Annotated in this window: 19 protein-coding genes; 12 read left to right on the top strand and 7 right to left on the bottom strand. The window is 45.1% G+C overall.

The genetic code is table 11. The annotated features are described in order from the left end of the window. The first annotated feature begins 74 nt into the window (after positions 1–74). The 11 genes from JHD44_RS03155 (at position 75) to JHD44_RS03105 (ending at position 11,663) form a co-directional block, all read left to right on the top strand. Positions 75–1,547 (top strand): efflux transporter outer membrane subunit, encoded by a 1,473-nt coding sequence (locus JHD44_RS03155; protein ID WP_199461000.1) that lies wholly within the window; start codon positions 75–77, stop codon positions 1,545–1,547. Further along, positions 1,547–3,139, top strand: a complete 1,593-nt coding sequence (locus JHD44_RS03150; RefSeq protein ID WP_199460998.1) for an MFS transporter — start codon at positions 1,547–1,549, stop codon at positions 3,137–3,139. Before JHD44_RS03155 ends, JHD44_RS03150 begins: the two co-directional genes overlap by 1 nt. A gap of 17 nt (positions 3,140–3,156) precedes the next feature. Beyond that, positions 3,157–4,191, top strand: coding sequence for an HlyD family secretion protein (locus tag JHD44_RS03145; RefSeq protein ID WP_199460996.1), 1,035 nt, complete (start codon positions 3,157–3,159; stop codon positions 4,189–4,191). A gap of 20 nt (positions 4,192–4,211) precedes the next feature. Next, the gene (locus JHD44_RS03140) at positions 4,212–4,631 is read left to right on the top strand and encodes a GlcG/HbpS family heme-binding protein (RefSeq protein WP_199460994.1); all 420 of its coding nucleotides are present in this window, start codon (positions 4,212–4,214) and stop codon (positions 4,629–4,631) included. A gap of 9 nt (positions 4,632–4,640) precedes the next feature. Continuing rightward, positions 4,641–4,958, top strand: coding sequence for a DUF190 domain-containing protein (locus JHD44_RS03135; RefSeq protein ID WP_199460992.1), 318 nt, complete (start codon positions 4,641–4,643; stop codon positions 4,956–4,958). A gap of 15 nt (positions 4,959–4,973) precedes the next feature. After that, complete coding sequence (locus JHD44_RS03130) at positions 4,974–5,276, top strand: DUF3861 domain-containing protein (protein WP_199460990.1); 303 nt, start codon at positions 4,974–4,976, stop codon at positions 5,274–5,276. Between the two features lie 214 nt (positions 5,277–5,490). Next, a complete protein-coding gene (locus JHD44_RS03125; protein WP_199460988.1) occupies positions 5,491–6,171 on the top strand; it encodes a response regulator transcription factor in 681 nt (226 codons plus the stop codon). Continuing rightward, positions 6,168–7,577, top strand: coding sequence for a sensor histidine kinase (locus JHD44_RS03120; protein ID WP_199460986.1), 1,410 nt, complete (start codon positions 6,168–6,170; stop codon positions 7,575–7,577). Before JHD44_RS03125 ends, JHD44_RS03120 begins: the two co-directional genes overlap by 4 nt. Next, positions 7,574–8,641, top strand: a complete 1,068-nt coding sequence (locus JHD44_RS03115) for an ABC transporter substrate-binding protein (RefSeq protein ID WP_199460984.1) — start codon at positions 7,574–7,576, stop codon at positions 8,639–8,641. The genes JHD44_RS03120 and JHD44_RS03115 overlap by 4 nt, the downstream gene beginning before the upstream one ends. Positions 8,642–8,775: 134 nt before the next feature. Further along, entirely contained in the window at positions 8,776–9,711 is a 936-nt protein-coding gene (locus JHD44_RS03110) for a TAXI family TRAP transporter solute-binding subunit (RefSeq protein ID WP_199460982.1), read from the top strand. 17 nt (positions 9,712–9,728) lie between these two features. Beyond that, on the top strand, positions 9,729–11,663 hold the full coding sequence (locus JHD44_RS03105) for a TRAP transporter permease (protein WP_199460980.1): 1,935 nt from the start codon (positions 9,729–9,731) through the stop codon (positions 11,661–11,663). A 101-nt stretch (positions 11,664–11,764) separates the two neighbouring features. On the opposite strand, the gene JHD44_RS03100 is transcribed toward JHD44_RS03105, so the two are convergent. The 7 genes from JHD44_RS03100 to JHD44_RS03070 form a co-directional block, all read right to left on the bottom strand. Continuing rightward, positions 11,765–13,132, bottom strand: coding sequence for a hypothetical protein (locus JHD44_RS03100; RefSeq protein WP_199460978.1), 1,368 nt, complete (start codon positions 13,130–13,132; stop codon positions 11,765–11,767). Between the two features lie 105 nt (positions 13,133–13,237). Then, complete coding sequence (locus tag JHD44_RS03095; protein WP_418903725.1) at positions 13,238–14,392, bottom strand: iron-containing alcohol dehydrogenase; 1,155 nt, start codon at positions 14,390–14,392, stop codon at positions 13,238–13,240. A 27-nt stretch (positions 14,393–14,419) separates the two neighbouring features. Continuing rightward, on the bottom strand, positions 14,420–15,862 hold the full coding sequence (locus tag JHD44_RS03090) for an NAD-dependent succinate-semialdehyde dehydrogenase (protein WP_199460974.1): 1,443 nt from the start codon (positions 15,860–15,862) through the stop codon (positions 14,420–14,422). A 309-nt stretch (positions 15,863–16,171) separates the two neighbouring features. After that, the gene (locus JHD44_RS03085) at positions 16,172–17,389 is read right to left on the bottom strand and encodes an ABC transporter substrate-binding protein (protein ID WP_199461044.1); all 1,218 of its coding nucleotides are present in this window, start codon (positions 17,387–17,389) and stop codon (positions 16,172–16,174) included. Positions 17,390–17,454: 65 nt separating this feature from the next. Next, complete coding sequence (locus JHD44_RS03080) at positions 17,455–18,801, bottom strand: sigma-54-dependent transcriptional regulator (protein WP_199460972.1); 1,347 nt, start codon at positions 18,799–18,801, stop codon at positions 17,455–17,457. After that, a complete protein-coding gene (locus JHD44_RS19035; RefSeq protein WP_199460970.1) occupies positions 18,794–20,482 on the bottom strand; it encodes an ATP-binding protein in 1,689 nt (562 codons plus the stop codon). The genes JHD44_RS03080 and JHD44_RS19035 overlap by 8 nt, the downstream gene beginning before the upstream one ends. Before the next feature lie 311 nt (positions 20,483–20,793). Beyond that, entirely contained in the window at positions 20,794–21,279 is a 486-nt protein-coding gene (locus tag JHD44_RS03070) for a hypothetical protein (protein ID WP_199460968.1), read from the bottom strand. A gap of 285 nt (positions 21,280–21,564) precedes the next feature. Here JHD44_RS03070 and JHD44_RS03065 point away from each other — a divergent pair, with 285 nt between their 5' ends. Further along, positions 21,565–22,995 carry a DEAD/DEAH box helicase gene (locus tag JHD44_RS03065; protein ID WP_199460967.1) on the top strand — a complete coding sequence of 477 codons (1,431 nt, stop codon included), beginning with the start codon at positions 21,565–21,567 and terminating at the stop codon, positions 22,993–22,995. Positions 22,996–23,013: the final 18 nt, after the last annotated feature.

The raw sequence follows: 23,013 nt of genomic DNA, 5'->3' as shown, positions 1-23,013 counted from the left end.
GTTCTATCAATGTAAGGCATTTTTTATTGGGATTTTTTGAGTGAACAGGTCGGTTTAGTTAAGAGATTAGATATATGGCAACGATAAGAATGAAGTCCACCTCCATCTACACTGGGATACTTGTTAGTTTTTTAGGACTGACGGGCTGTAGTTCGTTGCCTCAATCAACTTCTTTAAATGACGAAGCTGCTCAAGGTGTGGAGGTGTCATGGCAGTCGTTTCAGGATACAGATATCAATCAGAAGCCAGGTGCTTGGTGGTTGCTTTTCCATGACCCAACATTATCGTCACTGATTGATCAAGCCGAACAGGGAAATTATGACTTAAGTTTGGCTGTTGCACATTGGCATGAGAGCCGTGCAGCCCTTGGTCTAGTTCAATCAACTCGTAATATTCAGTGGTCCGTTGATGCTGGTTTGAGTCGCTCTGCATTCAGTCAGGACAATCCGTTAGTCAAATTAGGAGGTTCTACATCCAGTATTGATTCATGGACACTGAGTAACGGAGCAAGCTGGGAAGCGGACTTTTGGGGGTATCTTTCTTATAAAGAAAAAGCTTCGATTGAGCAGCTAAAGGCTTCCTCTCTTGAAATTGCCCTAGCAAAGCTCTCTTTAAATGCTGATTTAGCAAGAACTTATTGGCAGTTAAGAGGAGTTCAATCGGAGATAGCCTATCTTAAAGATAGAATTCAGATTGCCACGTCAAATTATGAGCTTGTTCAAAGTCGAGAAAGAAATGGAGTAAGCTCCAGCTTTCAGACGTTATCTGCAAAAGCTAAGCTGTCAGATGTTCGCTCAGAAATGCCTTCGTTACGTCATCAAGAGCAGTTGATGAAAAGCAGTATCAGCATGTTACTAGGTCTGGAGCCACATGCTTTAGATGCACAACTATTGGCTCAGACTGATCTGCCCTCAATTCCAACAGTGTTACCCATAGGGGTGCCTTCTGAGTTACTAAAAAATCGCCCTGATATCCTCATTTCAGAAAGTCACCTACGTGAAAAAGTTGCCTTGGTAAATGCTGCTCATGCGGATTTTTACCCTAGAGTGCGGTTGTCTGCTTCATTGGGCTTTTTATCGAATGATCTATCCGATTTAGGCAGCTGGGATTCCCGAGAATATTCTTTTGGTCCGTCATTCCACTTGCCAATTTTCGAAGGTGGGCGGTTAAAACAAATGCTGTTTTTAACGGAAGCAAATCAAAAAGAAGCGGCGATCAATTATCGAAAAACAGTGTTGTCAGCATGGCATGAAGTAGAAAACTCACTGCATGCTTGGCAGTCAGAAAAAACACGATTAGAAATCCTTGAAAACTCTGCGCAACAGCGTCGTAAAGCTTTGGCTGCGGCGACTCGCTCATTCGAACAGGGGGTCGCAGATCGTAGTGATGTGTTAGCCGCTCAACGAGAACTTGTGTTTGCCACGCAGTCAATTGCTCGTTCCAAAGTAAATGAGGCGTTAGCCATCGTAGGGTTATATCGAGCCTTAGGCGGGAACTGGAAGAGTGAGTTTTTACCGAAGACAAACGATGACTCGGTGGTGATGTAATGTCTAATGACTTAGATAATACAGCGACTTCAATAGCCCCAAAAAAGGGTCCGCCTCCAGCTCCCGTTTTTGATGCTCGACTTGCCGTAGGGCTTTTAGGGGTTTTGTTAGCCGCAATGATGGCAGGATTTACTGGCCGAGTTCCTTCTTTGGGTGAGGCTGACACGCTTGGAGCGTTAGGGTTTAGTCATGATCAGGGAACATGGCTTGAGACATGGTTTGTTGCCGGTGAGCTGATAGCTATGCCGTTCGCTTGTTGGTGTGCGATCACGTTCTCATTACGGCGATTTCATGTTATTGCGCAGCTTGGGGTTCTGGTCGTTGCGGGGGTGCTTCCCTATGTAAAAGATGCCGAGCTGTTTATGACTATGCGCTTTGTCCAAGGCTATTTCGCAGGCTCTTTAATTCCTTTGTTAATGATGTCGGCATTACGTTTTTTGCCGCCGCCTATTCGCCTACATGGCTTGGCTTTGTACGCGATGACAGCAACGCTAGCACCTAATGTCGCGGTATGGATGACGGCAATATTTATCGATCAATGGCGAGACTGGCGATGGCTGTACTGGCATGTCATCCCCATTGGCGCGTTTGCAATAGCGCTGGTGTATTACGGTATTCCTAAAATGCCTTTGGTCTTACCTAGGCTAAAACAAGCTAATTACCTAGGTCTAATCTGCGCTGTTCCAGGTTTTATAGGTGTGACAATTGTATTGACTCAAGGCCTTCATCTGGATTGGTTAAACAGCCACTTTTTAATCGCAGTACTGATTATGGGTGCTGGATTTTCGGTACTGTTTTTGTGGAGTGAATGGTACCACCCAACCCCCTTTATGAAGCTGCAAATGCTGTCACGCAGAAACTTAGGCTTGGGTTTTACGCTGTTCTTCATTTTACTCATTGTCTTGTCAAGTGGGGTTGTGATGCCGTTGCAGCTATTGGCAAAGATGCAAGGGTTCAGGATGACAGAGATGGCGCCCATTGCCCTATGGATTGGCGTGCCACAGATCTTCCTTGGTTCGGTCGTTGCGTTTTTGCTTTATCAGTCCTGGGTCGATGCAAGGGTGATGTTTGCAATAGGGCTGACCTGTATTGGCAGCGCGTGCTGGCTAGCTTCGGGAGTCACCAGTAGTTGGATAGCAGAGCAGTTTATTGCGTCACAGATATTACAGGCCATTGGTCAACCTATGGCAGTGGTTTGTATGTTGTTTCTAGGGACCAGTGTAGTTCAACCCATGGAAGGCCCATTTGTAGCGGGCATCATTAATACTTTGCGGGTATTTGGGACCTTGACCAGTGGTGCATTGCTGGGTCAGGTCATGGCTTGGCGTAACCAATTTCATTTTGAGGGACTGGTGACTCAGTGGAACAGTGTTGAGTCGTCTTTTACGGCGACGCATTCGACCAATGAGTGGCTCGGATTCTTGGTACAGCAATCTCAAGTGCTGGCGAGTGAAGACACGTTTTTAATTCTGGGCAGCACTGCATTTTTGATGGTTCCATTCGTTATGTGTTTGCAGTTTATTCCTGCTCCAAAGATACCGAGATCCATAGAACCCGCAACCAATCATTCGGCCCCCGCGCCAACTAATTAGATAGAAAGGTTATCTCAATGAAAAAAACTCGTTATGCAGTCATGGCTGTTGTTGCTGTCGCAATCGTTGGAGCAAGCGCATGGCAATTCAATACACATGCTTCAAATGATATAGAGCAGCTGACCGAAGATGCCTATGTGCAAGCAGATTTGACTGTCATTTCACCGCGTATTTCAGGTGCGATCGATCAAGTATTTGTATCGGATTATGTCAATGTGAAAGAGGGGGACTCACTGGTTCATATAGATGAACGAGATTTGGATATCGCTCGACAAGTGGCTTCTGCCAATGTTCTGACGGCTCAATCAGTGATCAATGTTCTTCAAGCTGAAATTGTGAAACAGCATAAGATTGTTGAGCAAGCTCAAGCTGTTATAAGTCTTGATAAAGCGCGCTTGTCTTTAGCAGAAGCAAACAGAACACGCTTTATTAACCTAGCTCGCGATGGGTCAGGAACCGTTCAAGATAAGCAGCAAGCTGAAACGGACTACCAGACAGAAAAAGCCATACAAATGCGTGACGAGGCTGCTTTAGCGACAGCCAAACAACAGGTTCTGATTCTAGAAGCACAGCTGAAGCAAGCACAAGCAAACTTATTAACGGTTGAAACCCAACTTAAAAATGCAGAACTGGCGCAATCCTACGCTGCTATTAAGGCACCTGTTTCAGGCATGGTCGCGCAAGTGAATGCGCGAAATGGCAGTTATGTGAATACAGGGCAATCATTACTGACTATTGTGCCAATGGATAAGCTGTACATCGAAGCTCAATATCGAGAAACACAACTGGCCAATGTTCATGAAGGACAGGCGGTGACAGTAAAAGTTGATGCGTTACCAGGGGTAGAGCTGAAAGGTCGAGTAGACCATATTGCGCCCGCCAGTTTAGTCAGTTATTCCCCCATTGCACCGCATAATGCTACGGGCAATTTCACTAAGATTGTTCAGCGTATTCCGGTACGGATCAAATTATTGCCAGACCAAAGCGAGTTATTAAAGCTACGTATTGGGATGTCTGTTGTACCGGTTATTCATACGAATCAAAAAATTTAACAATTTAAATTGGAGGTATTATGAATATTGCATTACCGCAATTAAACATCACATTGGCCGCCGCTGAAGCAGCTGTTGCGGCAGCATTAGATGAAGCCCGACGCAACGGATGGCCAATTAGCGTGGCAGTCGTGGATGTTTCGGGGTTGTTGGTGGCATTTGCTCGCGATGATAATGCCATTGCAATCAGCCCAACGGTAGCGATGGAGAAGGCAAAAACCGCAGCTTACTTAAAAGACCCTTCAAAAAAGTTTGAAGATTTTATTAATGAACACCAGAAGGTCAGCTTTCTTTCGACTCCTGGAGCAACGGCTTTAGAGGGTGGTGTGCCTATCTACTATGAAGGCCATGTTATTGGAGCTGTTGGTGTCAGTGGCGCGCATGGCCCTAACGATAGTCAGGTGGCTCAATATGCAGCAGATAGCCTAGCTAAACAATAGGGAGGTGCTATGACTGGTTTGCAATTATGTTTTTATACCTACTATGGCCGAACCCATCAAAGCATGAGTCTTCCCGAGTGGTTAATTCAACTCGCCAAAGAGCTTCAACTATCTGGTGCAACAATGATGACAGGGCAAATGGGAGTCAGTCATCAAGGGCCAATTCATACTAAAACATGGATAGACGACTCGGACGAGCCAGTGCAAGTGACATTTTTTGTGACACCAGAACAGGAGCGTGACCTTTTGAAACGATTGGATCAGGAGCAGCTCAATATTTTCTATACTCGTACTCAACTTGAGTTTGGTTACACCTCTATTAATTAATTGTTAGGAGACGTTATGAAACAACATACATATACCCTTACTTTAAAGCATGAACTGGATGCGAAAGGCGAACCTATAACGGAGAACAAAACGTTAGAGCTATCGGTCAAAAATCATGATGATATTTTTCAAGTCATAGAAAAAATGAAAAACTTTGGTCATTTCGATGACCCTGAAGAAGCCACACGATTTGCGCTAGGTATTAAGCTCTTTGGCGAAGTGATTCTGGAAAATAAAGGTCATCCTTTATTTGAAGAGTTGGGGCCTCAATTTGGTGCTTTTATGAAAAAACTAAAAAAAGGCGCTCAGCCTCAGTAATGCTCAATCTACTGGGAAGATCCAACATGGTTTATGGCGTCCACGATTTAAGGCTCAATTGATTTAATGGATAAAATTTAGAAAATCAGTCCTCATTAAGTAATTACGATGCGGCATTTTTGAATTTGCTAGAGTAGTTAAGGCTGTTATACCGTATATTTTTACGATAGGCGAAATAAGCCCGTTTTGCTCACAAATAATAAGAAAATTTAGCATGCGAATACTTGTTATTGAAGATGATTCAGTTCTATGCGAAGCCGTATCACATCGAATTAAAAGCATTGGTCATGGTGTGGATCTTGCTCAGACTGGGAAGCAGGCGAGTCTGATGCTTAGGCAGCAATGCTATGACTTAATTTTATTAGATCTAAACTTACCTGATGCGAAGGGAGAAACTCTTCTACAATCGTTAAGGCAGCAAAAAAGTGCCACCCCAGTTTTGGTGGTAACAGCGAGAGGGCAAGTAGAAGAACGAATCAAACTATTGGATCTTGGAGCAGATGATTACATTACCAAGCCTTTTGATTTTGGTGAACTAGAAGCTCGGATTCGTGCGATTTTAAGACGTAGTCAAGGGCAAGCACAGGAGACAATCGAGTTTTCAGATGTGTGTCTAAATTTACGCACCTGTTCAGTCACTGTCGGTGAGCAGGCCGTGGAGCTGAAGCAGAGAGAGTTTCGTTTACTTGAAATCTTTATGTCTCAGCCAAAACAGGTGTTGAGTAAAGAAGTGCTGATGGATCATATTTATGGTTTTGATGAAGCACCTGGCCCAAATGTAATCGAGATATACGTCGCAAGGCTCAGAAAAACCTTGGCGCATTCTGCGTTACACATTCGAACCATTCGTGGGCTTGGCTATTTGCTGGAAGAGCACTCAGGTATCTCGCAATGAGAACAAAGCCGACCTCTATTCGACGACAGTTACTGGTCATGACGTTAATTGTTCTGACCGTGATTAATGGTGTCGCAATATGGGCGGCCGAACTCTATGCAAATCGGGCAGCCAAACTTTCCTATGATCGCCTTATTCATGGGGCTGCACTTCAAATTGTAGAAAATATCAATTTACTTGATCGAAAAGTCATCGTTGATCTGCCTGTTTCAGCATTTGAAACGTTGGCATTAGCACCAGAAGATCGAGCTTACTACTCTGTTACGTCTGAAGCAGGTAGCTTATTGACAGGCTATAGTGATCTGCCCAGCTCTACTTATGTAACCGCGAGTGATGCTAAAGCTCAAGAGAATTCATCCTCTCCGATTTACTTTGACAGCTTCTACCGTAGTGAAAATGTACGCTTTATTACAATCACAAAACGTTTAATTGAGTCGGATTACAGTGAAATTGTTCATGTTACGATCGGCCAGACAACACAGGCGCGACAACAATTAGCCGATGAAATGGGGGGCTTGGTCATACAGTTCCTCATTACTTTTTTCTGTATCACTTTAGGGTTGCTGATGTTCGGTATTTGGCGTGTACTAAGGCCATTGAAATCATTAAGACGTGCTATCGAGCTGCGTTCGTCAACGGAATTAACCCCTCTAAATACCGATGTGCCTAGTGAAATACGCCCGTTAGTCGAGACGGTAAATTACTTTATGTCGCAGTTAAATATCACTTTAGAACGACTAAAGCGCTTTACATCAGAGGCTGCGCATCAGCTACGAACACCTCTTGCAGGTGTCAATTTGCAGGCCCAAAACGCCTTAATAGAAAATGATGCGTCCAAACGTCAAACACAGCTGCAAGACATCATTAACAGCAGTGAACTCTTAACCGATACCATTCATCACCTTTTAGAAGAAGCGACATTAACTCATCGAATGCGAAGCCAGGCGTTCGGTGATGTTCAATTGGACAGGCTAACCAAGGATGTTTGTCGTAGTTTAGTGGTGTGGGCATTGGAATCAGAAGTTGAAATAGAATACTTAGGACAGTCCTCTATCTCTTGTTTGGGAGATGATGTGGCATTAACACAAATGTTACGCAACATCCTTGAAAATGCTGTGAAGTACAGTCCAAAACACAGTGTTGTGGAAGTAAATTTATACCGCGAAAAAGACCTTATATGTTTAACCGTTGCCGACCAAGGGAATGGTATTTCAGATGAGGATAAGCAACATGTCTTTGAACGTTTTTATCGCAGCAAACACAATCATACCGTCGGTACAGGGATTGGGTTAAGTATTGCTAAGGAAGTTGCAGAACACCATGGAGCGCGTTTGATATTAACGGACAATCAACCCCGTGGCCTGCTTATCAAAGTAGTGTTCGAAGCTAATGGTGAAACCGTATGAAGGCATTGCTATTAAGCTTAATGCTACTGGTTAGTTTGTGTCCTGTCGCAAACGCTGCACAATTGAATATGTTGCCATCCAAAGAGAGTAACCAAGTTGAGTTAAACATTTGGGGGGCGGCTAACTTTGACGCGATTGAACCACTTTTAAAGGCATATCAGGCGCAATCTCCTGATACAACGATTGTGTATGTTGAGCACAGTTCCCTGGAACTTTTTAATCGGGTTCTAAGTATACAGCCAACGGATAAGAAGCCTGATGTCATAATGAGTCCGGCGATGGATTTACAATTTAAGTTAGTAAATGATGGTTACGCCATGCCTTATCGCTCGGAGGTGACGGATGCATTACCTCAATGGGCAAAATGGCGCGATGAGGCCTTTGGGTTTACGTTTGAGCCTATTGTTATGGTGATTAATCAGGATATCTTAGGCAACTTGGCGATGCCTGAGAGTCGAGAGGCACTACTGTCTTTGATTCGTGAACGAAGTCCATTAGTGCAGGGGAAAGTTGGTTTAAGTGATATCGAAACTGTCGGGCTTGGGTATTTAACTTGGTTCCACGACTCTCAGCAGTCACGTACCTACGGACGTTTGCTTGAAGCGTTCGGCTCTCATCATGCTCAGCTATACCCCAATAGCTCAGCGATGCTGCAAGCCTTGTTAAGAGGCGATATTTTTATCGCTTATAATGTACTTGGATCCTATGCATTTGAGTGGAGTCAAAACTACCCATGGATCAGAACTGTCATGCCGACAGACTATACCTCAGTCGTAATGCGTACAGCATTTATTTATCATGAGGCTTCAAATATGCCTCAAGCTGAGTTCTTTCTAGATTACTTATTATCTGATGATGGACAAAATATACTGGCCACAGCGTCGAGTTTAATCCCTTTGTCAGAGAGCGTAACGGGTACTAGTAGTCTCTCAGAAATACGAAGGAGACCCCACGGCATCTTTCGTCCAATACCATTTGGCCTGCCATTATTAGTGCAAACTGATCAAGCAAAACGTTCTCTTTTATTAGAAGAATGGCGTCATGCCATGCGCATAGGCCCCTAATTTTCCAGTGTATTATATGACGTCCATGAAAGGTTCGTGAAAGGTTCGTCCTATAAGTTTAACGTTGAGTGAACGAATGAATGATCGTTTACCGCCATTTGTATAAAAAAAATAAACGTTAAATGGAGACAACCATGAATAAGAAAACTCTTCTTACAGCCGTACTTGCTGCTACGTTTGCAAGCTCTGCTTCTATTGCTGCTGAACGTATTTCTATCGGTACAGGTGGTACTGGCGGCCTATTTTATGTGATTGGCGCAGGGGTAGCTGAAACACTAAATAAGCATTTAGATGACACGACAGCCCGGGCTGAAGTGACAGGCGCATCGGTAGAGAACAATCACCGTGTTGCAGCTGGCCAAATGACGTTAGGTTTATCTTCCTCTTCAACTTTATTTGAAGCGAAGAATGGCGAAGGCCCTTTTAAAAATACCGGAGCGCTAGACGTTGCAGGGATTGCCTACTTATACCCTGCAGTATTACAGGTGGCGACATTAGATGGTTCAGGCGTAAACGGCTTCAGTGACTTGAAAGGTAAACGTGTGAGCATGGGACCTCCTGGAAGTAATGCGGCGGTTATTGCGACACGTCTACTGGAAGAATACGGTGTGTTTGGTGACATTACGCCACGCTTTTTATCTTACACAGAAGGGGTTAAAGCGCTTGTAAACGGACAAGTGGACGCAACGGTTGTCTTGGCGGGTGCCCCCACTTCATCGCTGATCGATTTAGATTCTCAAACGGATATGAAATTGCTGTCTGCTGATGTTGAAAAGCTAGACAGTATGGTTAAAAAATACCCATTCTATCAAGTGACGCAATTAGCGTCTGGCACCTATCCAGATGTTACTGCTCCAGTCACGGTGATCAACGATCCAGCGATCCTATTCACCAGCGGTAAAAACGATCAAACTAAAGTTTATAACATCACTAAGGCAATTTTTTCTAACTTAGATGAATTAAGTCAAGTTCACCCGCAGGCGAAAAATATCCAATTGAAGAGTGCTCCGAATACTCCGGTTGCATTACATCCTGGCGCGAAAGCATTTTACGACGAAGCCAGTCAGTAATTAATTAGGAGTCCACTATGGAGCAGACAAGCCTCAAAAGTCTGCTCCTTACGTCTGATCATATTGGGCGTAAGGAACAGCTATCTATCTCTTTTCTATTCAGTATGCTTGCTATTGGTATCGCAGGTTTAGTGATTTATGGCGCCTATTACGGAGGTATTACTGCCTTACTTTTACGCTCATCGTTTTTTTCATTGGTAGCCTGCTCGGCATTGATGTTGTACGGATCACGCTATCAAACACCAATTGTGCGCGTCGCCTTTTACGCATTGGCCTTGGTTGCCCTGATACCGGGTCCTTACCTTTGGAACTCTTACATTGACATCATCATGCGTGGCGCGATGTCAATACCTACTGATACATGGGTATTTCTAGCACTGGCTGTGATTGTGTTCATCTTTGTGCGCATTGCCGTCGGTTGGGCATTAGTTGTATTGATGTCATTAGCATTTTTATATGCCCATTTTGGCTATTTGATACCAGGTCAATATGGACACGGCGGTTATGACTTGAATCGCCTAACGTCAACCTTGTTGTTATCAACAGAGGGCGTTTACGGCGTGCCTATGGGGGTCGCGGTTGAATACATTTTCTTATTTGGCCTGTTTGGCGCCATTTTGACGAAGATCGGTACCGGAGAGGTATTTGTCGACATCGCACGAGGATTAACGGGCCGTGTTCAAGGTGGGCCGGGGTTATCGGCTGCATTATCGAGTGCCTTGTTAGGGTCTTTGAACGGCAGTGCGGTAGCAAACGTAGTGACCACGGGGACATTCACCATTCCACTGATGAAACGCGTGGGTTATAGCCCGAAACTTGCGGGCGCCATTGAAGCCGCGGCGTCCTCTGCGGGACAAATTATGCCACCGGTTATGGGGGCTGCAGCATTCTTGATGGCTGAAATGATCGGTATTCCTTATGCGGAAGTTGCGCTGGCGGCTCTAGTACCTGCGCTTCTGTATATTTTGGCGTTAATGATCTCTGTTCGTTTGGAAGCTGGGCGCTTAGGTCTTGAGCGAGATAATGAGGCGGGACTGCGTTTGCTCATGGAGACCCTAAAAGCTAAAAGTTATCTGTTGTTGCCTTTAATCGCCTTGGTGGGACTGATGATTGCGGGCAAATCGCCAACACAAGCGGCCGTGATTGGCATTGTGGTTGGGCTGTTAATCTCTCCGTGGAAAGCATCCACTCGAATCAATTGGGTTGATCTGATTCAATCCTGCAAAGAAACGCTAATGAATACTTTGCCAATCGTCGCTGCGGTCGCTTCAGCTGGGGTCGTGATTGGTATATTGAATTTAACGGGTATGGGGCTGATGGTGTCAGGCCTTATCATTGAGCTTGGTGATGGTAATCTCTGGGGCGTATTACTGCTGACGGCGTTGGCGTCGTTTATTCTTGGTATGGGACTGCCGACCTCAGCAGCGTATTTATTGCTGGCGGTCTTAGTTGCACCAGCTATGACACAGCTAGGAATGGAAACCTTGTCGGCGCATATGTTTATTTTCTACTTCGGTCTGGTCTCTGCGATCACGCCGCCTGTTGCGTTGGCAGCTTATGCGGCAGCGACAATCTCAGGCGCGGACGCTAACGAGACGGCAGTAGAATCCATGCGCTTAGGCTTCGTTAAACTATTGGTGCCGTTCTTATTTGTTACTATGCCAGGCGTCTTGCTGATTGGTGACTCACTGAGTATTACCATGGCGATCTTTTTAGCCACTCTAGCAACCATTTCCATGAGCATTGGCTTCTCTGGTTGGCTAGGAAGCCCTTTATCCATGGTTCAACGAGGTGGTTTTATCGTGGCTGCGCTGCTAATTGCTTGGCCAGAAGCTGCGGCAGACTTCAGCACAAGTGTCATCACTCTTAGAGTGTTAGGAATGGGGCTATTGATTGCTTTGGGCGTCTATCTAGGGGCTCAATGTAAGAAAATAAGGTTACTGTCTGCTTAACACGCTATTGCATTGTGATAATAAAATGCCCCAAGTGATTGAAACACTTGGGGCATTTTTTATCTTTAGCATTCTTACTAAACGCGATAGCGCTAGGAGGTTTATTGAGCTTGATCTTTCACAAAGGTCTTGTCTTTCTCGCCTTTGAAGAAATCACGTCCGTAGACCAAAATACAAAGCACAACACCGACAGCAAAGGCCCATGTGGCACCGCGTGTGGCAAGAACGGCCGCAACAATACCTGCAATACCAAGATCACGCTGTGAGCGTGCTTCCATTACCCCGATTCGAACCGAAACGTAGCCTTGAATCAGTAGCGTTAATGCCAGCGCAACACCTAGAATCGGTTGCACTAGGGTTACGATTGGCATGAACAACAAGCCTGTATTAGTGCCCCAACGGAAAGAGCCAGCACCACCAAAGATGGACTTCATAGCTTTCTTGCCTTGGCTGAAACGCTCGACGATCACGACGTGCATGGCCGCCCAAAGCGGACCACACATGGCAACATCCGGGCCTAAAATTGACATGGCAGAGTTACGTGCACCAAAAATCATATGCGCGCGGTCTGGATCGTAATCAATCTTCTCATCCGTACGAAGATGATCCGCTTCTTCTAGAATGGCGCGACTTTGTAGGACGTCACCGAATAATACAATGTAAGCCGCTAACACCGTTGGGATCGCACTTAAGAACATTGTTAATGGTGGCAAACCTAAACCAAAGACTGTGTACTCGTTCCAAAGCGTAACGAAATCAGGCGAAGAAAAGCCCCATTGGATATCTGGCCACGATGTTTCCCCAACGGTAGGGGCAATAACAATGGCTAGGGCAACGATCGGGAAAACGCCTAATTTACCAATCACGTTAAAGAAAGCGTTGTTCTGTTTTAAGTGCGCAAAGTGGCGCGAGAAAATCACATAAAACGCAATACCCACTGCCAGAGTGATGGTGATTGGGTAAGTATCAAAACGACCGTCTACTTTGAATACAGCCATGACTGCTGCAATACCTGCTCCAATAATGACCCCTGATTTGATGGCTTGGGGTATTAACGAAACCACCTTGTGAGCCAGTCCAGATGCTCCGATAAATATCGAGAATATACCGAGCAAGAGCTGGAAGGATATTAAGGCATGGATCCGTTCAGGTCCTTCTGGGAAGGTTGTGCAGTAAGCCATCAACAGCGGAATTGCTGGGGTAATCCAGCCAGGAACAACTGGGTCCCCTAACAAGTGGTGTAACAAGTAGAAAAGGCCGTTTAACATAACAACTGCTAAGGCCACTTCAAATGGCATGCCCAGTAGCTCGGTCATTAATGGGATGGCAGCAAGGTCGACGGCGCACATAAGTAGGCCTTGAAAGTAATCAGGCCATTCTATGCGATAGTGGACAAACGGGAGGCGGACCTTAAAAGGTCCCATAGACCAAAAGGGTGTTTCTTGGCCATCAATACGTTCTTTACTCATGATGATTTCCTATTATTTTTGTAATAATTCAAATTCTCTGCAACCAGAGGTTGCAGAGGGGTTGCTACAGGTTTTTATTGCAGAAACAAACATTGTTTCATTGAATTAAAAAGCTTCTTGATACAGTTTTAGGGCATCGCTTTCCGTTACTGGAACAGGGTTATTGCCAAGCAAACGTGTTTGTAGCATGGCATCTTTGGCGAGTGTTGGAAGACTCTCTTCAGTAACCCCAACATCACGTAGTCGTTGTGGCGCACCAGACTCATTCATTAGATTTTGCATAAAGGATACGAATTGCTCTGCTCGGCTGTTTTCGTTTCCGTCAGAAGAGTCCAATACAACGTCTGCAAGCTCAGCGTAAAGCGACGCGGCTTCTTTCATGTTGTAGCGAAGCACAGGGCCGAGCATCAGAGCATTGGTCAAACCATGCGGTAAATGGTAGTGACCACCTAATGGGTAAGCCAAAGCGTGCACGGCTGCGACCGGGCTATTTGAGAAAGCTTGGCCGGCTAAGTTGGCACCCAATAGCATGGCTTCACGTGCCGCGCGGTTCGTGCCTTCTTGGCAGGCGGTGAGCAAGTTTTTGCTAAGCAAACGCAATGCTTCTTTTGCCAAGGCATCAGAAAGAGGGTTCTTTAGGTGAACTGACGTGTACGCTTCAATCGCGTGAACCATGGCATCAATGCCCGTTGCCGCGGTCGGTAGGGAAGGTAAGCCAATGGTTAATTCAGCATCGAGCAAGACATAATCTGCATACAACTGTTTAGAAACCACGCCCATCTTGGTGGTTTCACCTGTTGTTAAGATGGTGATATTGGTGACTTCTGAACCTGTTCCTGCTGTGGTTGGGATTTGAAGTAACGGTGCGCGCTTGCCCTGTACCTTGCCAATTCCGTACAGCTCAGACAATGGCTGCTCTGATGTCAGCATAACGGCTACTAGTTTAGCGATATCCATTGGTGAGCCGCCGCCCAAGCCAATCACCAAGTCAGTCTGATTTGCCTTTGCAAAATCTACACAGGCCATTAAAACGTGTTCTGGTGGATCCGCAACTACGTCGTCGAAAATGGAAATACTGAAACCTTGAGCTTCTAAAGAGGCTTTGGTTTCGTTCAGCAGACCGCTTTCACTCAGGAACTTATCCGTCACAAGCAGAACGTTGCGTTCTTGGAACCATTCGGACGCTAGTTCACCAAGACGTTTGGCTCCGCCCCATTCAACATGCATGGAGCCTGGAGTATTAAAAGAGAAGGGTTTGATACCTTGAGACATAATGACTTCCTCGTGTTAAAGAGCGCTACAGATGTATTTCAGTTCCAAGTACTCATCGATACCGTACTTAGAGCCCTCACGTCCGAGGCCTGACTGCTTAACACCACCAAAAGGTGCGACTTCGTTTGAAATAAGCCCTGTGTTGTGACCAACCATGCCGTACTCTAGGGCTTCTGAAACGCGCACACTGCGCGCATGATCTTTGGTAAAGAAGTAAGCGGCTAAACCGAAAATGGTGTCGTTTGCCATGGCAACAGCTTGTTCTTCTGTATCAAATGGAAAGATTGGGGCCATCGGGCCGAAGGTTTCTTCTTGCGCCACCTTCATATCGCTGGTGACATCTACCAAGATCGAAGGTTGAAGGAATAAACCGCCTAGACGCTCACCACCATGGATCAGCTTGGCACCTTTAGATACCGCGTCCTGAATATGCTCTTCTACTTTGGTGATGGCTTTTTCTTCAATCATCGGTCCGATTTGGACGCCATCTTCAACGCCATAACCAATTTTCAGTGCCGCCACTTTCTTTTGAAGTTTGGCGATAAAAACATCGTAAACACCGCGTTGTACTAAAATGCGGTTTGCACAGACGCAGGTTTGTCCTGCATTACGATACTTAGACGCCATAGCGCCTTCGACGGCCTTATCAAGGTCTGCATCGTCAAACACAATAAATGGTGCGTTACCGCCCAACTCTAGGGAAACTTTCTTAATGGTGTCCGCACATTGAGCCATCAATAAACGACCCACTTCTGTTGAACCTGTGAACGAAAGTTTGGTCACCACATTGCTATCTGTTAAGACTTTGCCAAGTTTGCTGGCTGAGCCGGTAATCACTTGGAACACGCCATCTGGAATACCAGCTCTTTGCGCCAATTCAGCAAGTGCTAAAGCTGTCAGAGGCGTTAAGTCGGCTGGGCGAACAATCATAGAGCAGCCTGCTGCCAGCGCTGGGGCCGCTTTACGAGTAATCATCGCTGCTGGGAAATTCCAGGGCGTAATCGCGGCTGTCACACCAATAGGCTGTCGGATAACCCTTAAGCGTTGATTGGTCACTGGGGCAGGGATTGTGTCACCGTAAACGCGCTTCGCTTCTTCTGCAAACCATTCAACAAAAGAGGCTGCATAGCCAATTTCACCTTTGGCTTCCGTTAACGGTTTGCCTTGTTCAGAGGTCATGATCATTGCCAAGTCATCGGTATTTTCGATGATGAGTTCAAACCAGCGGCGCAGGATTTTTGAGCGTTCTTTTGCTGTCATAGCCGCCCATTTTTTTTGAGCCACTTGTGACGCTTCGATAACTGAGGGCACTTCGTCTGCGCTTAGGTGGGGGATATGAGCAATGATTTCGCCATTAGCAGGGTTGGTGACAGGGATGGTTTTATTATCCTCTGCGGATACCCATTGGCCATTTACTAGGCAGCGTTCTTTTAATAGAGACGCATCATGTAGAAACATAGTTATAACACCTTTATTTTTATGATTCGTAGGCAAAGTAAGTGAGGAACAAGTCTTACTTTGCCAAACGACTGCTGGTGTGCTTCAGTCAACATTCACGATTGAGCGGTACTATGAGTGTTGATTGATCTTAAATGAGCGCACTGATCGCAGTACTAAAGGTGGGATAGCAAAGGCGATGCCAGTTTTGTAACTTTTGTTAGTGCTTTGATATTTAAAGGAAAAATTATATTTCTGCAATGTTCGATATTTTTAATGAGCGGAATCCGCTCATGATGAACGTAGATCTATGAGCGGATTCCGCTCATTTTATTGTTTGTTTTTAAATGAGCTGAAGCGACTAGGATAATAGACAGCCCAATTGCCAAGCAGTTTTTTGGCTGGGAGTTGACTTGAATTTGCTTGAGTTGTGCCTATCGCAATGACTTGCTGAATTTGGTGTGTTCGCTCATCCATATAAGATGAGTAACCAATGGGGTCCTCTGGCAGATGGAGTACAAGCTGCTCTAGAGTCTGTCTTATTGTGTCGTTACTGGCAGTTGTGCCAGCAATCGCAAGGGATTCGGCAATGGCCATGAGCCCCGAGTAAGCGCCTTCCGCGGCATAGGAAGGATAGCGACCGCTTATCGCTTTAAATCGTTCAACAAACCAGTGGTTCAGTTCGGTTCTCGGCCAATTGGTGTGATGTCGGGATGACATGATCAAGCCATTGGGCATATCGTCACCCAATGCGGCAAGAACTTCGTAATTTCCCCCCGTATCAAAGTTTGCAAACGCAGAGTGATCAAACAGAGGAGTACTTTTGGCTTGTTGAATAAAAGCAACGAGATCACCACCCCACATAGAGTTAACGATAAGGTCTGTGGGTTGCTCCATTAACGCTCGTATAAATGGTGAATAATTTGCTTCGTACAATCGAGGCCATAATGTCGTTACGATTTGGTAAGGTACGTTTAATTCGTTTAAAGCGCGGGTGAGGTCCTGCCAGACGGAGTAACCGTATTCATAATCAGGCGCGATGTAGGAAATGCGAATAGGTCGATTATTCGTCTTTGGAAGTAGGTGCTCTTTAATGTATTTCGCACCCGCTAGCATGCTTTGTTTGGTGTTATTACTGAGCCGAAAGTAATAAGGATTGGTTAAAGGCTCTGTTAAGCGTGATGAAGCGTGATCAGTACCAATAAAAAACACTTCCTCTTGACTCGCTACTTGCGCGACCTGTATCGCAACAGAAGAGTTAACGACGCCACATAAGAAGCGAGCACCTTCCTCTTGGGCAAACGTTCGCGCAATGCGAGTCGCTCGAGACGCTTTCGAACGCGAATCTTCAATTAATACCTGAAGTTCTGGGTAACGAGGGGAAGAGGCGATCTTTTCCAAAGCGATTTGAATACCGATCAAGCTATCGTGTCCATAAAGGCCGCCCCGACCTGTCATAGGAAATAAACAGCCTACTTTGGTCGCGTGTTCATTGACGGAACCTAACCTTGTTTCTGCGAGGGCGCTTAGCGAAAGCAAGCAGGTCATTAATAGACAAAACTTATTGTTAATACGAAGTTTAAATTTATTTTTATTTTGCATAGTACATTCAGTTAAAGGTCTAAATTTAAGCGTTGCATCCGCCTTTTTAAGGCATGTCTTGAAATGCCGAGTTTCTCAGCCGCTAAGCCTTTCTTTCCTTGAGCTGCACTGAGTGCCTGTAAAATGACTTCCTTTTCTTTTGACTCAACCTGCTCATCATAACGTGTTTGCGGTGAATGCAATGTTGGAGTTTTCGGTAGGATTTCGCTAGGTAATAACGAACAGGTGATATGCTCGCCTGGGTACAAGATCGTTAATCGCTCGATTAGGTTCTTTAGTTCCCTGATGTTTCCAGGCCAAGCATACTGCTGTAATGCTACCATCACTTCCGGAGTCATAATCACTGGCTGACAGCTTTCATTTTTAGCCATGAGGCTTGAGAAATGCTCAACAAGGATAGGAATATCTGCGGCGCGCTCTTGCAGCGCTGGAATTTCAACAGGCACTACATTTAGTCGATAAAAAAGGTCTTGTCGAAAACGACCTTCTGATACTTGTATAGCAAGGTTTTGATTCGTTGCTGCAATGATGACCGCATTGGACTTACGCTCTTTTCCAGCCCCAACAGGGCGAAAGGTTCTTTGTTCTAAGAACGTCAGTAATTTTGCTTGAATATTAAGCGGCATTTCGCCAATTTCATCCAAAAATAATGTACCACCATCCGCCAGCGCAATTAGGCCATCTCGCGTAGACGTTGCCCCGGTATAAGCGCCTTTTTCAGCGCCAAAAAGCTCCGCTTCAATTAAGTGTTCGGGTAAGGCCGCGCAATTGACTTCGATAAAGGGCGCATTGCTGAAGCGTTGGTTGTGAATGCTCTTGGCCACCATGCTTTTTCCGGTGCCAGAGGGCCCTTGGATTAGGATGGTTCGGGCTGCACTGTTCGCCACTTGAGTGATCATTTTCTTCAGCAGGTTAGTTTTCGTCGACTGGCCAATGATCTGATTGTTAACCCCATCTTTATTTCTAAGAAAGGCGAGTTCTTTGGTGGCTCTTTGCTGCTCGGCGGTTCTTAGCATTAGCAGTTCAAGCTCATCGACGTCAAATGGCTTAGTAATGTAATCAATAGCGCCTTCTTTGACAGCTTTAACCGCTGTTCTGGTGTCCCCATGTGCAGAGATCATGATCACTGGTGTTGTTGGAGAAAGCTGTCTTAAATGGCTTAATACCTCAAGCCCAGACATATCTGGTAAGCCCAAATCGAGCAGAATTAAGTCGGGGTTTAATTGCTCAAACGCGGTGATCCCTTCTTGCCCTGTAAAAGCGGCTGTGAGTTCAATATCCTGATTATTCAAAGAGAACTTAATACTGCGTACTAAATTCTGTTCATCATCAATGACCAAAACACTTAGGTTACTCATAGGTGTCGTCTAATTTTGCTTGTATCGGAAATTTTAAAAATACAGTAGTGCCTTCACTGTCAGAGTGAATCTCTATCCGTCCATGGTTGGCTTGAATAAGAGCCTGACAAATGGCTAAACCAAGACCTGTGCCGGTGGATTTCGTGGTGTAAAAGGGTTCGAAAATCCGCTCTAGGTGTGTCGAGTCTATACCGGGACCATTATCAATAACGGTGATGATTAACTCTTCAGGCTCACGTTTAACATTAATGGTCACGTCTCCGCCCTGACCATTAAAAGACTGGATAGCGTTTAAGACAAGGTTTATTAATACCTGATGCAAGTGAGTAGGGTCAGCAAACAGTTCTAAGGTTTCTTCACACTCAATGTGTAAGCTTACTTTATGCTTATGTAACGTGGCATTAAGAAGGTTGGCTACCAGATTTAGCTCTTTGATAAGAACAACGTTTTCTTGCTTAGGAGGCGCTGGTCGAGCGAAGTTTAATAGGTTGTCAATCACTCGATTTACTCGTCCAAGTTCATCCGTAACCATAGAGAGCATTTCTTTTTTTTCATCACTAAACTCTCTTTTTAATAAAGCTTTGGTGGTAATGCCAACGATATTAAGCGGGTTGCGGATATCATGGGCCAGCCCTGCAGCTAAATTCCCGAGAGAGGCTCTTCGCTCCATCTCAACATTTGTTTGGATGACTTGATTGAGTTGCGAACGCATTTTCTCTATTGCAATGGTAAGACGTTCGACTTCAGTGCCTGGCTGTGGCGGAACGGGAGATTTAAGGTCGCCAGAAGCCACTCGTTCGATACCTGCAATTAATGTATCAACTTGGCGGTTTAGGCGTTTTGAAATGAACCAGTGGACGACTAAGAGGCAAGCGGCCGTCAACATGACTAAGCCAATCAACCAATATCTAAGGGTTGCGCTAGGCGGTGCAGCAAGCACTTCGTTTTGTCTAAGCTTGATTGACCAGCCTGGAAACAAGTCAAACGTTTGATCGTATTGGTCTATGCTCTGAGCTGGCTGACCTACGATGTCAAAGATGCGGTCACCTGGCACGCCTAAATAAGGAGTAAAAATTCCATCCGTGCCCAACGATTTTGGGATTGCAGCTAACGAGTTGAAACGCAGAATCAGTCCTAAATAGGGCGCTTTGTGATTGCCAGATAAACCGATAATTGGTTTTACAAGTAAGACTGAACTTGGTCGATCAAAGGTAAACTCTTCTGGTCCAAAAATATCCGCCTGTTCAAACTGTGTTTTGTAAGGCTGAACTGCGTGATATCTAGCTGAGGAATAGGCGTACTCTGGGAAACTCCAAAGAAACTGCTTTTCAGCATCAAAAAAGGCAATACCGTAAACATTATTAAGATCGGTCTGTAACCGCAAAAGCGCTTCCAGTTCCTCTGGAAGATTTTGTTTACCATCTTTTTGAAAAATTTCGGGAGAATCAAGCTCATCCGCAAGTACATCTAATTGGTACAAGCGCTCTCTTAGGTGCACGCGAAACTCATTTTGCACCGCGGCAACTTGAGTGTTAATCCTTCCGTCCGTGATTTTTGAAACCAACTGATCAAAGTAACGATCATAAAGACCAGCAAATATAAATAATGGAACTAAGGCCACGGCTAGAGACAAAAGTAAGTATCGGCTCGATAAGCGTTTGTGTTGAGTTTTAGAAGGCACTATTGGTTCCGTAATGTCAGGAAATCCATATTTGCATGTCGCTTTGGTTAGATGGGCAAGTACTAACGGATCTGATTAATTTATTATCAAACTGAAATTAAGAAAACAAAATATAACATTTACGAACCCCTTCGCATATTTCTAGCACGACGTAATTATTAGAATTATCAATGCTCTTACATTAGATTAAGTTTTCGTATTGACTGATGATATTAAATCAAATGCTAGGCGATTTTGATCTGAGGAATTTCTGTTCGGAAACAGGCTTCTTGTTATATGAAGGTCTGTTCCCAATGATTATGAGGATATGGTTATTTGTCAGGCTGCCCCAAATGATTGATGTATTGTCCATGATGCACTCTAAAAAAAACATTGCATTGGGTTAGATAAGGACCATCTTCATCTTGGTCAAAATAGGGGTTAAGCTCCAACACAACGCCAGTGGCGGCCGCTTCGCCATTCAGCACAGATTTAATATCGTTGTATGCTGTGATACGGCTGTTTAGTTTCTCTTTTTGGTCAGTCCATGGCATACGAGCAATAATGTTTGCTTGGCAGTTTGGCGCTCTGACCGGAAATGAATCTTTTTTAATCAAAATTTCAAATTGCCCACCATCAGCAATTAATTGCTCTGTTGGGATTGGTTCAGCATCAACCATGTTATCAGCGGTGAGTGTGTAGGGCACATGAAAGTACTCTTTACCCTTGTATTGATATGTTGAGTAGGGGGGCGTTTGCGCGCACGCGCTGAGTGAGAGTAAGACAACTAAACTTGCAGTAAAATGTAAGTAATGCATTTGAGCTTCTCCAACAGCATTTATCATTCTTTGGCTGTCTCTAAAGTTAGCGACACAAACTAACATTGTTCTTCTTATAAAACTGTCAGCAAAGTTTAAGGAAATAGGCTTTGCTCATGTGATGTTTAAGGTTGAATGCCATTTATTTCTTATTAGGCTTAACAGTATCAAAGCGATTGAGCCAATGCGTAGTGAGTTTGTGGCGTTGAAAAGACAAAACCCTTCGCAAATTCCTCCTACAAAGGTTAAGCTTCGCGCCTTTGTATCCTCCAATTGAGAACCCTAATGAATTTTGAATCCCTAGGATTAGACGCGCGCATTTTGAAAGCCTTAGCTGAGAAGGGTTATACCTCTCCTAGCCCAATCCAACAGCAGGCGATTCCTGTGGTGTTGTCTGGTCAGGATTTGATGGCGGCGGCGCAAACAGGGACGGGTAAAACAGCCGGTTTTACCTTGCCGATGCTGCAAAATTTATTAGCGGGACAGGGGGCGCGAAATAACCAAGTGCGTGCGTTGGTGTTAACTCCGACTCGTGAGTTGGCGCAGCAAGTGGCAGATAATGTGGCGTTGTACAGTAAGCATTTGCCGTTAAAAAGCGCGGTGGTCTATGGCGGTGTCAAGATTAACCCGCAAATGCAGAAGCTTCGTGGTGGCGCGGATGTATTAGTGGCGACCCCAGGTCGTTTGTTGGACCTGTACCAGCAAAATGCCTTGAAACTGGATCGTTTGGAAATCTTAGTGTTGGATGAAGCTGACCGTATGTTGGATATGGGCTTTATTCATGATTTGAAAAAGATCGTGGCGTTGATTCCGAAAAAGCGTCAAACCTTGCTGTTCTCAGCAACGTTCTCGGATCCGATCAAAGAGCTCGCAGAGCGCTTTGTTAATGATCCAGAAGAAGTTTCTGTGTCACCTGCTAATACAAAAGCCGCAACGATCAGTCATACTGTTTTTGAAGTGGATAAGCCGAATAAGACTAAACTTTTGATTCACCTTGTGAAGCAAGAAGGCTGGCGTCAGGTTTTAGTATTCTCTAAAACAAAACACGGCGCTAACCGCATTGCGCGTATGTTGAATGCGAAAGACATTACTGCGGCAGCGATTCATGGTGACAAGAGTCAAAATGCTCGTACCAAAGCTTTGGCCGACTTTAAATCGGGCGCGGTACAAGTGTTGGTGGCGACGGATATCGCAGCCCGTGGCATTGATATTAGCCAGCTGCCTTATGTGGTGAATTTTGATTTACCAAAAGTGCCGGAAGATTATGTTCACCGCATCGGTCGAACAGGTCGAGCTGGAGAAACAGGTCACGCGGTATCGTTTGTGACGGAAGAAGATATCAAAGAGTTGTTTGCTATTGAGCGTGTGATCGGTGAGTTAATCGAGCGTCAAGTCGATGCAGAGTTCCCACCAACGAATCGCTTACAAGAGTCGAAGCTAGATACTCGCCCAGTTAAGCCTAAGAAACCGAAAAAGCCTAAGAAGCCGAAAACGGATCAAGCTCAACAGTCAGCAGCGCAAGCAAAAGATGGTAATGCTAAGCCGCGTTCAAATAAACCTGCTCAGCGTAAGCCTAATCCACAAAGATCTCGTGGAGGTGAGGCTAAATCATCAAGTCATTCTAGTGGGTCTTCTCAGCGGTCAGAAGATAAAAAAGCGTCGTCAAACCGAACGCCACGTAAAAGAACCCGATCTAGTGATAATAAACAAGCATAAAAATAATGGGCCGTTAAG

Source organism: Marinomonas ostreistagni (genome assembly GCF_016461785.1).
GTDB classification, from domain to species: Bacteria; Pseudomonadota; Gammaproteobacteria; order Pseudomonadales; family Marinomonadaceae; genus Marinomonas; species Marinomonas ostreistagni_A.
The sequence above is the reverse complement of the archived record's forward strand: the minus strand, read 5'-3'. Positions and strand labels throughout refer to the sequence as shown.

Excerpts from the sequence above, each read along its gene's own strand:
- JHD44_RS03155 (WP_199461000.1), top strand. The coding sequence starts at position 75 with ATGGCAACGATAAGAATGAAGTCCACCTCCATCTACACTGGGATACTT.
- JHD44_RS03150 (WP_199460998.1), top strand. The coding sequence starts at position 1,547 with ATGTCTAATGACTTAGATAATACAGCGACTTCAATAGCCCCAAAAAAG.
- JHD44_RS03145 (WP_199460996.1), top strand. The coding sequence starts at position 3,157 with ATGAAAAAAACTCGTTATGCAGTCATGGCTGTTGTTGCTGTCGCAATC.
- JHD44_RS03140 (WP_199460994.1), top strand. The coding sequence starts at position 4,212 with ATGAATATTGCATTACCGCAATTAAACATCACATTGGCCGCCGCTGAA.
- JHD44_RS03135 (WP_199460992.1), top strand. The coding sequence starts at position 4,641 with ATGACTGGTTTGCAATTATGTTTTTATACCTACTATGGCCGAACCCAT.
- JHD44_RS03130 (WP_199460990.1), top strand. The coding sequence starts at position 4,974 with ATGAAACAACATACATATACCCTTACTTTAAAGCATGAACTGGATGCG.
- JHD44_RS03125 (WP_199460988.1), top strand. The coding sequence starts at position 5,491 with ATGCGAATACTTGTTATTGAAGATGATTCAGTTCTATGCGAAGCCGTA.
- JHD44_RS03120 (WP_199460986.1), top strand. The coding sequence starts at position 6,168 with ATGAGAACAAAGCCGACCTCTATTCGACGACAGTTACTGGTCATGACG.
- JHD44_RS03115 (WP_199460984.1), top strand. The coding sequence starts at position 7,574 with ATGAAGGCATTGCTATTAAGCTTAATGCTACTGGTTAGTTTGTGTCCT.
- JHD44_RS03110 (WP_199460982.1), top strand. The coding sequence starts at position 8,776 with ATGAATAAGAAAACTCTTCTTACAGCCGTACTTGCTGCTACGTTTGCA.
- JHD44_RS03105 (WP_199460980.1), top strand. The coding sequence starts at position 9,729 with ATGGAGCAGACAAGCCTCAAAAGTCTGCTCCTTACGTCTGATCATATT.
- JHD44_RS03100 (WP_199460978.1), bottom strand. The coding sequence starts at position 13,132 with ATGAGTAAAGAACGTATTGATGGCCAAGAAACACCCTTTTGGTCTATG.
- JHD44_RS03090 (WP_199460974.1), bottom strand. The coding sequence starts at position 15,862 with ATGTTTCTACATGATGCGTCTCTATTAAAAGAACGCTGCCTAGTAAAT.
- JHD44_RS03085 (WP_199461044.1), bottom strand. The coding sequence starts at position 17,389 with ATGACCTGCTTGCTTTCGCTAAGCGCCCTCGCAGAAACAAGGTTAGGT.
- JHD44_RS03080 (WP_199460972.1), bottom strand. The coding sequence starts at position 18,801 with ATGAGTAACCTAAGTGTTTTGGTCATTGATGATGAACAGAATTTAGTA.
- JHD44_RS03070 (WP_199460968.1), bottom strand. The coding sequence starts at position 21,279 with ATGCATTACTTACATTTTACTGCAAGTTTAGTTGTCTTACTCTCACTC.
- JHD44_RS03065 (WP_199460967.1), top strand. The coding sequence starts at position 21,565 with ATGAATTTTGAATCCCTAGGATTAGACGCGCGCATTTTGAAAGCCTTA.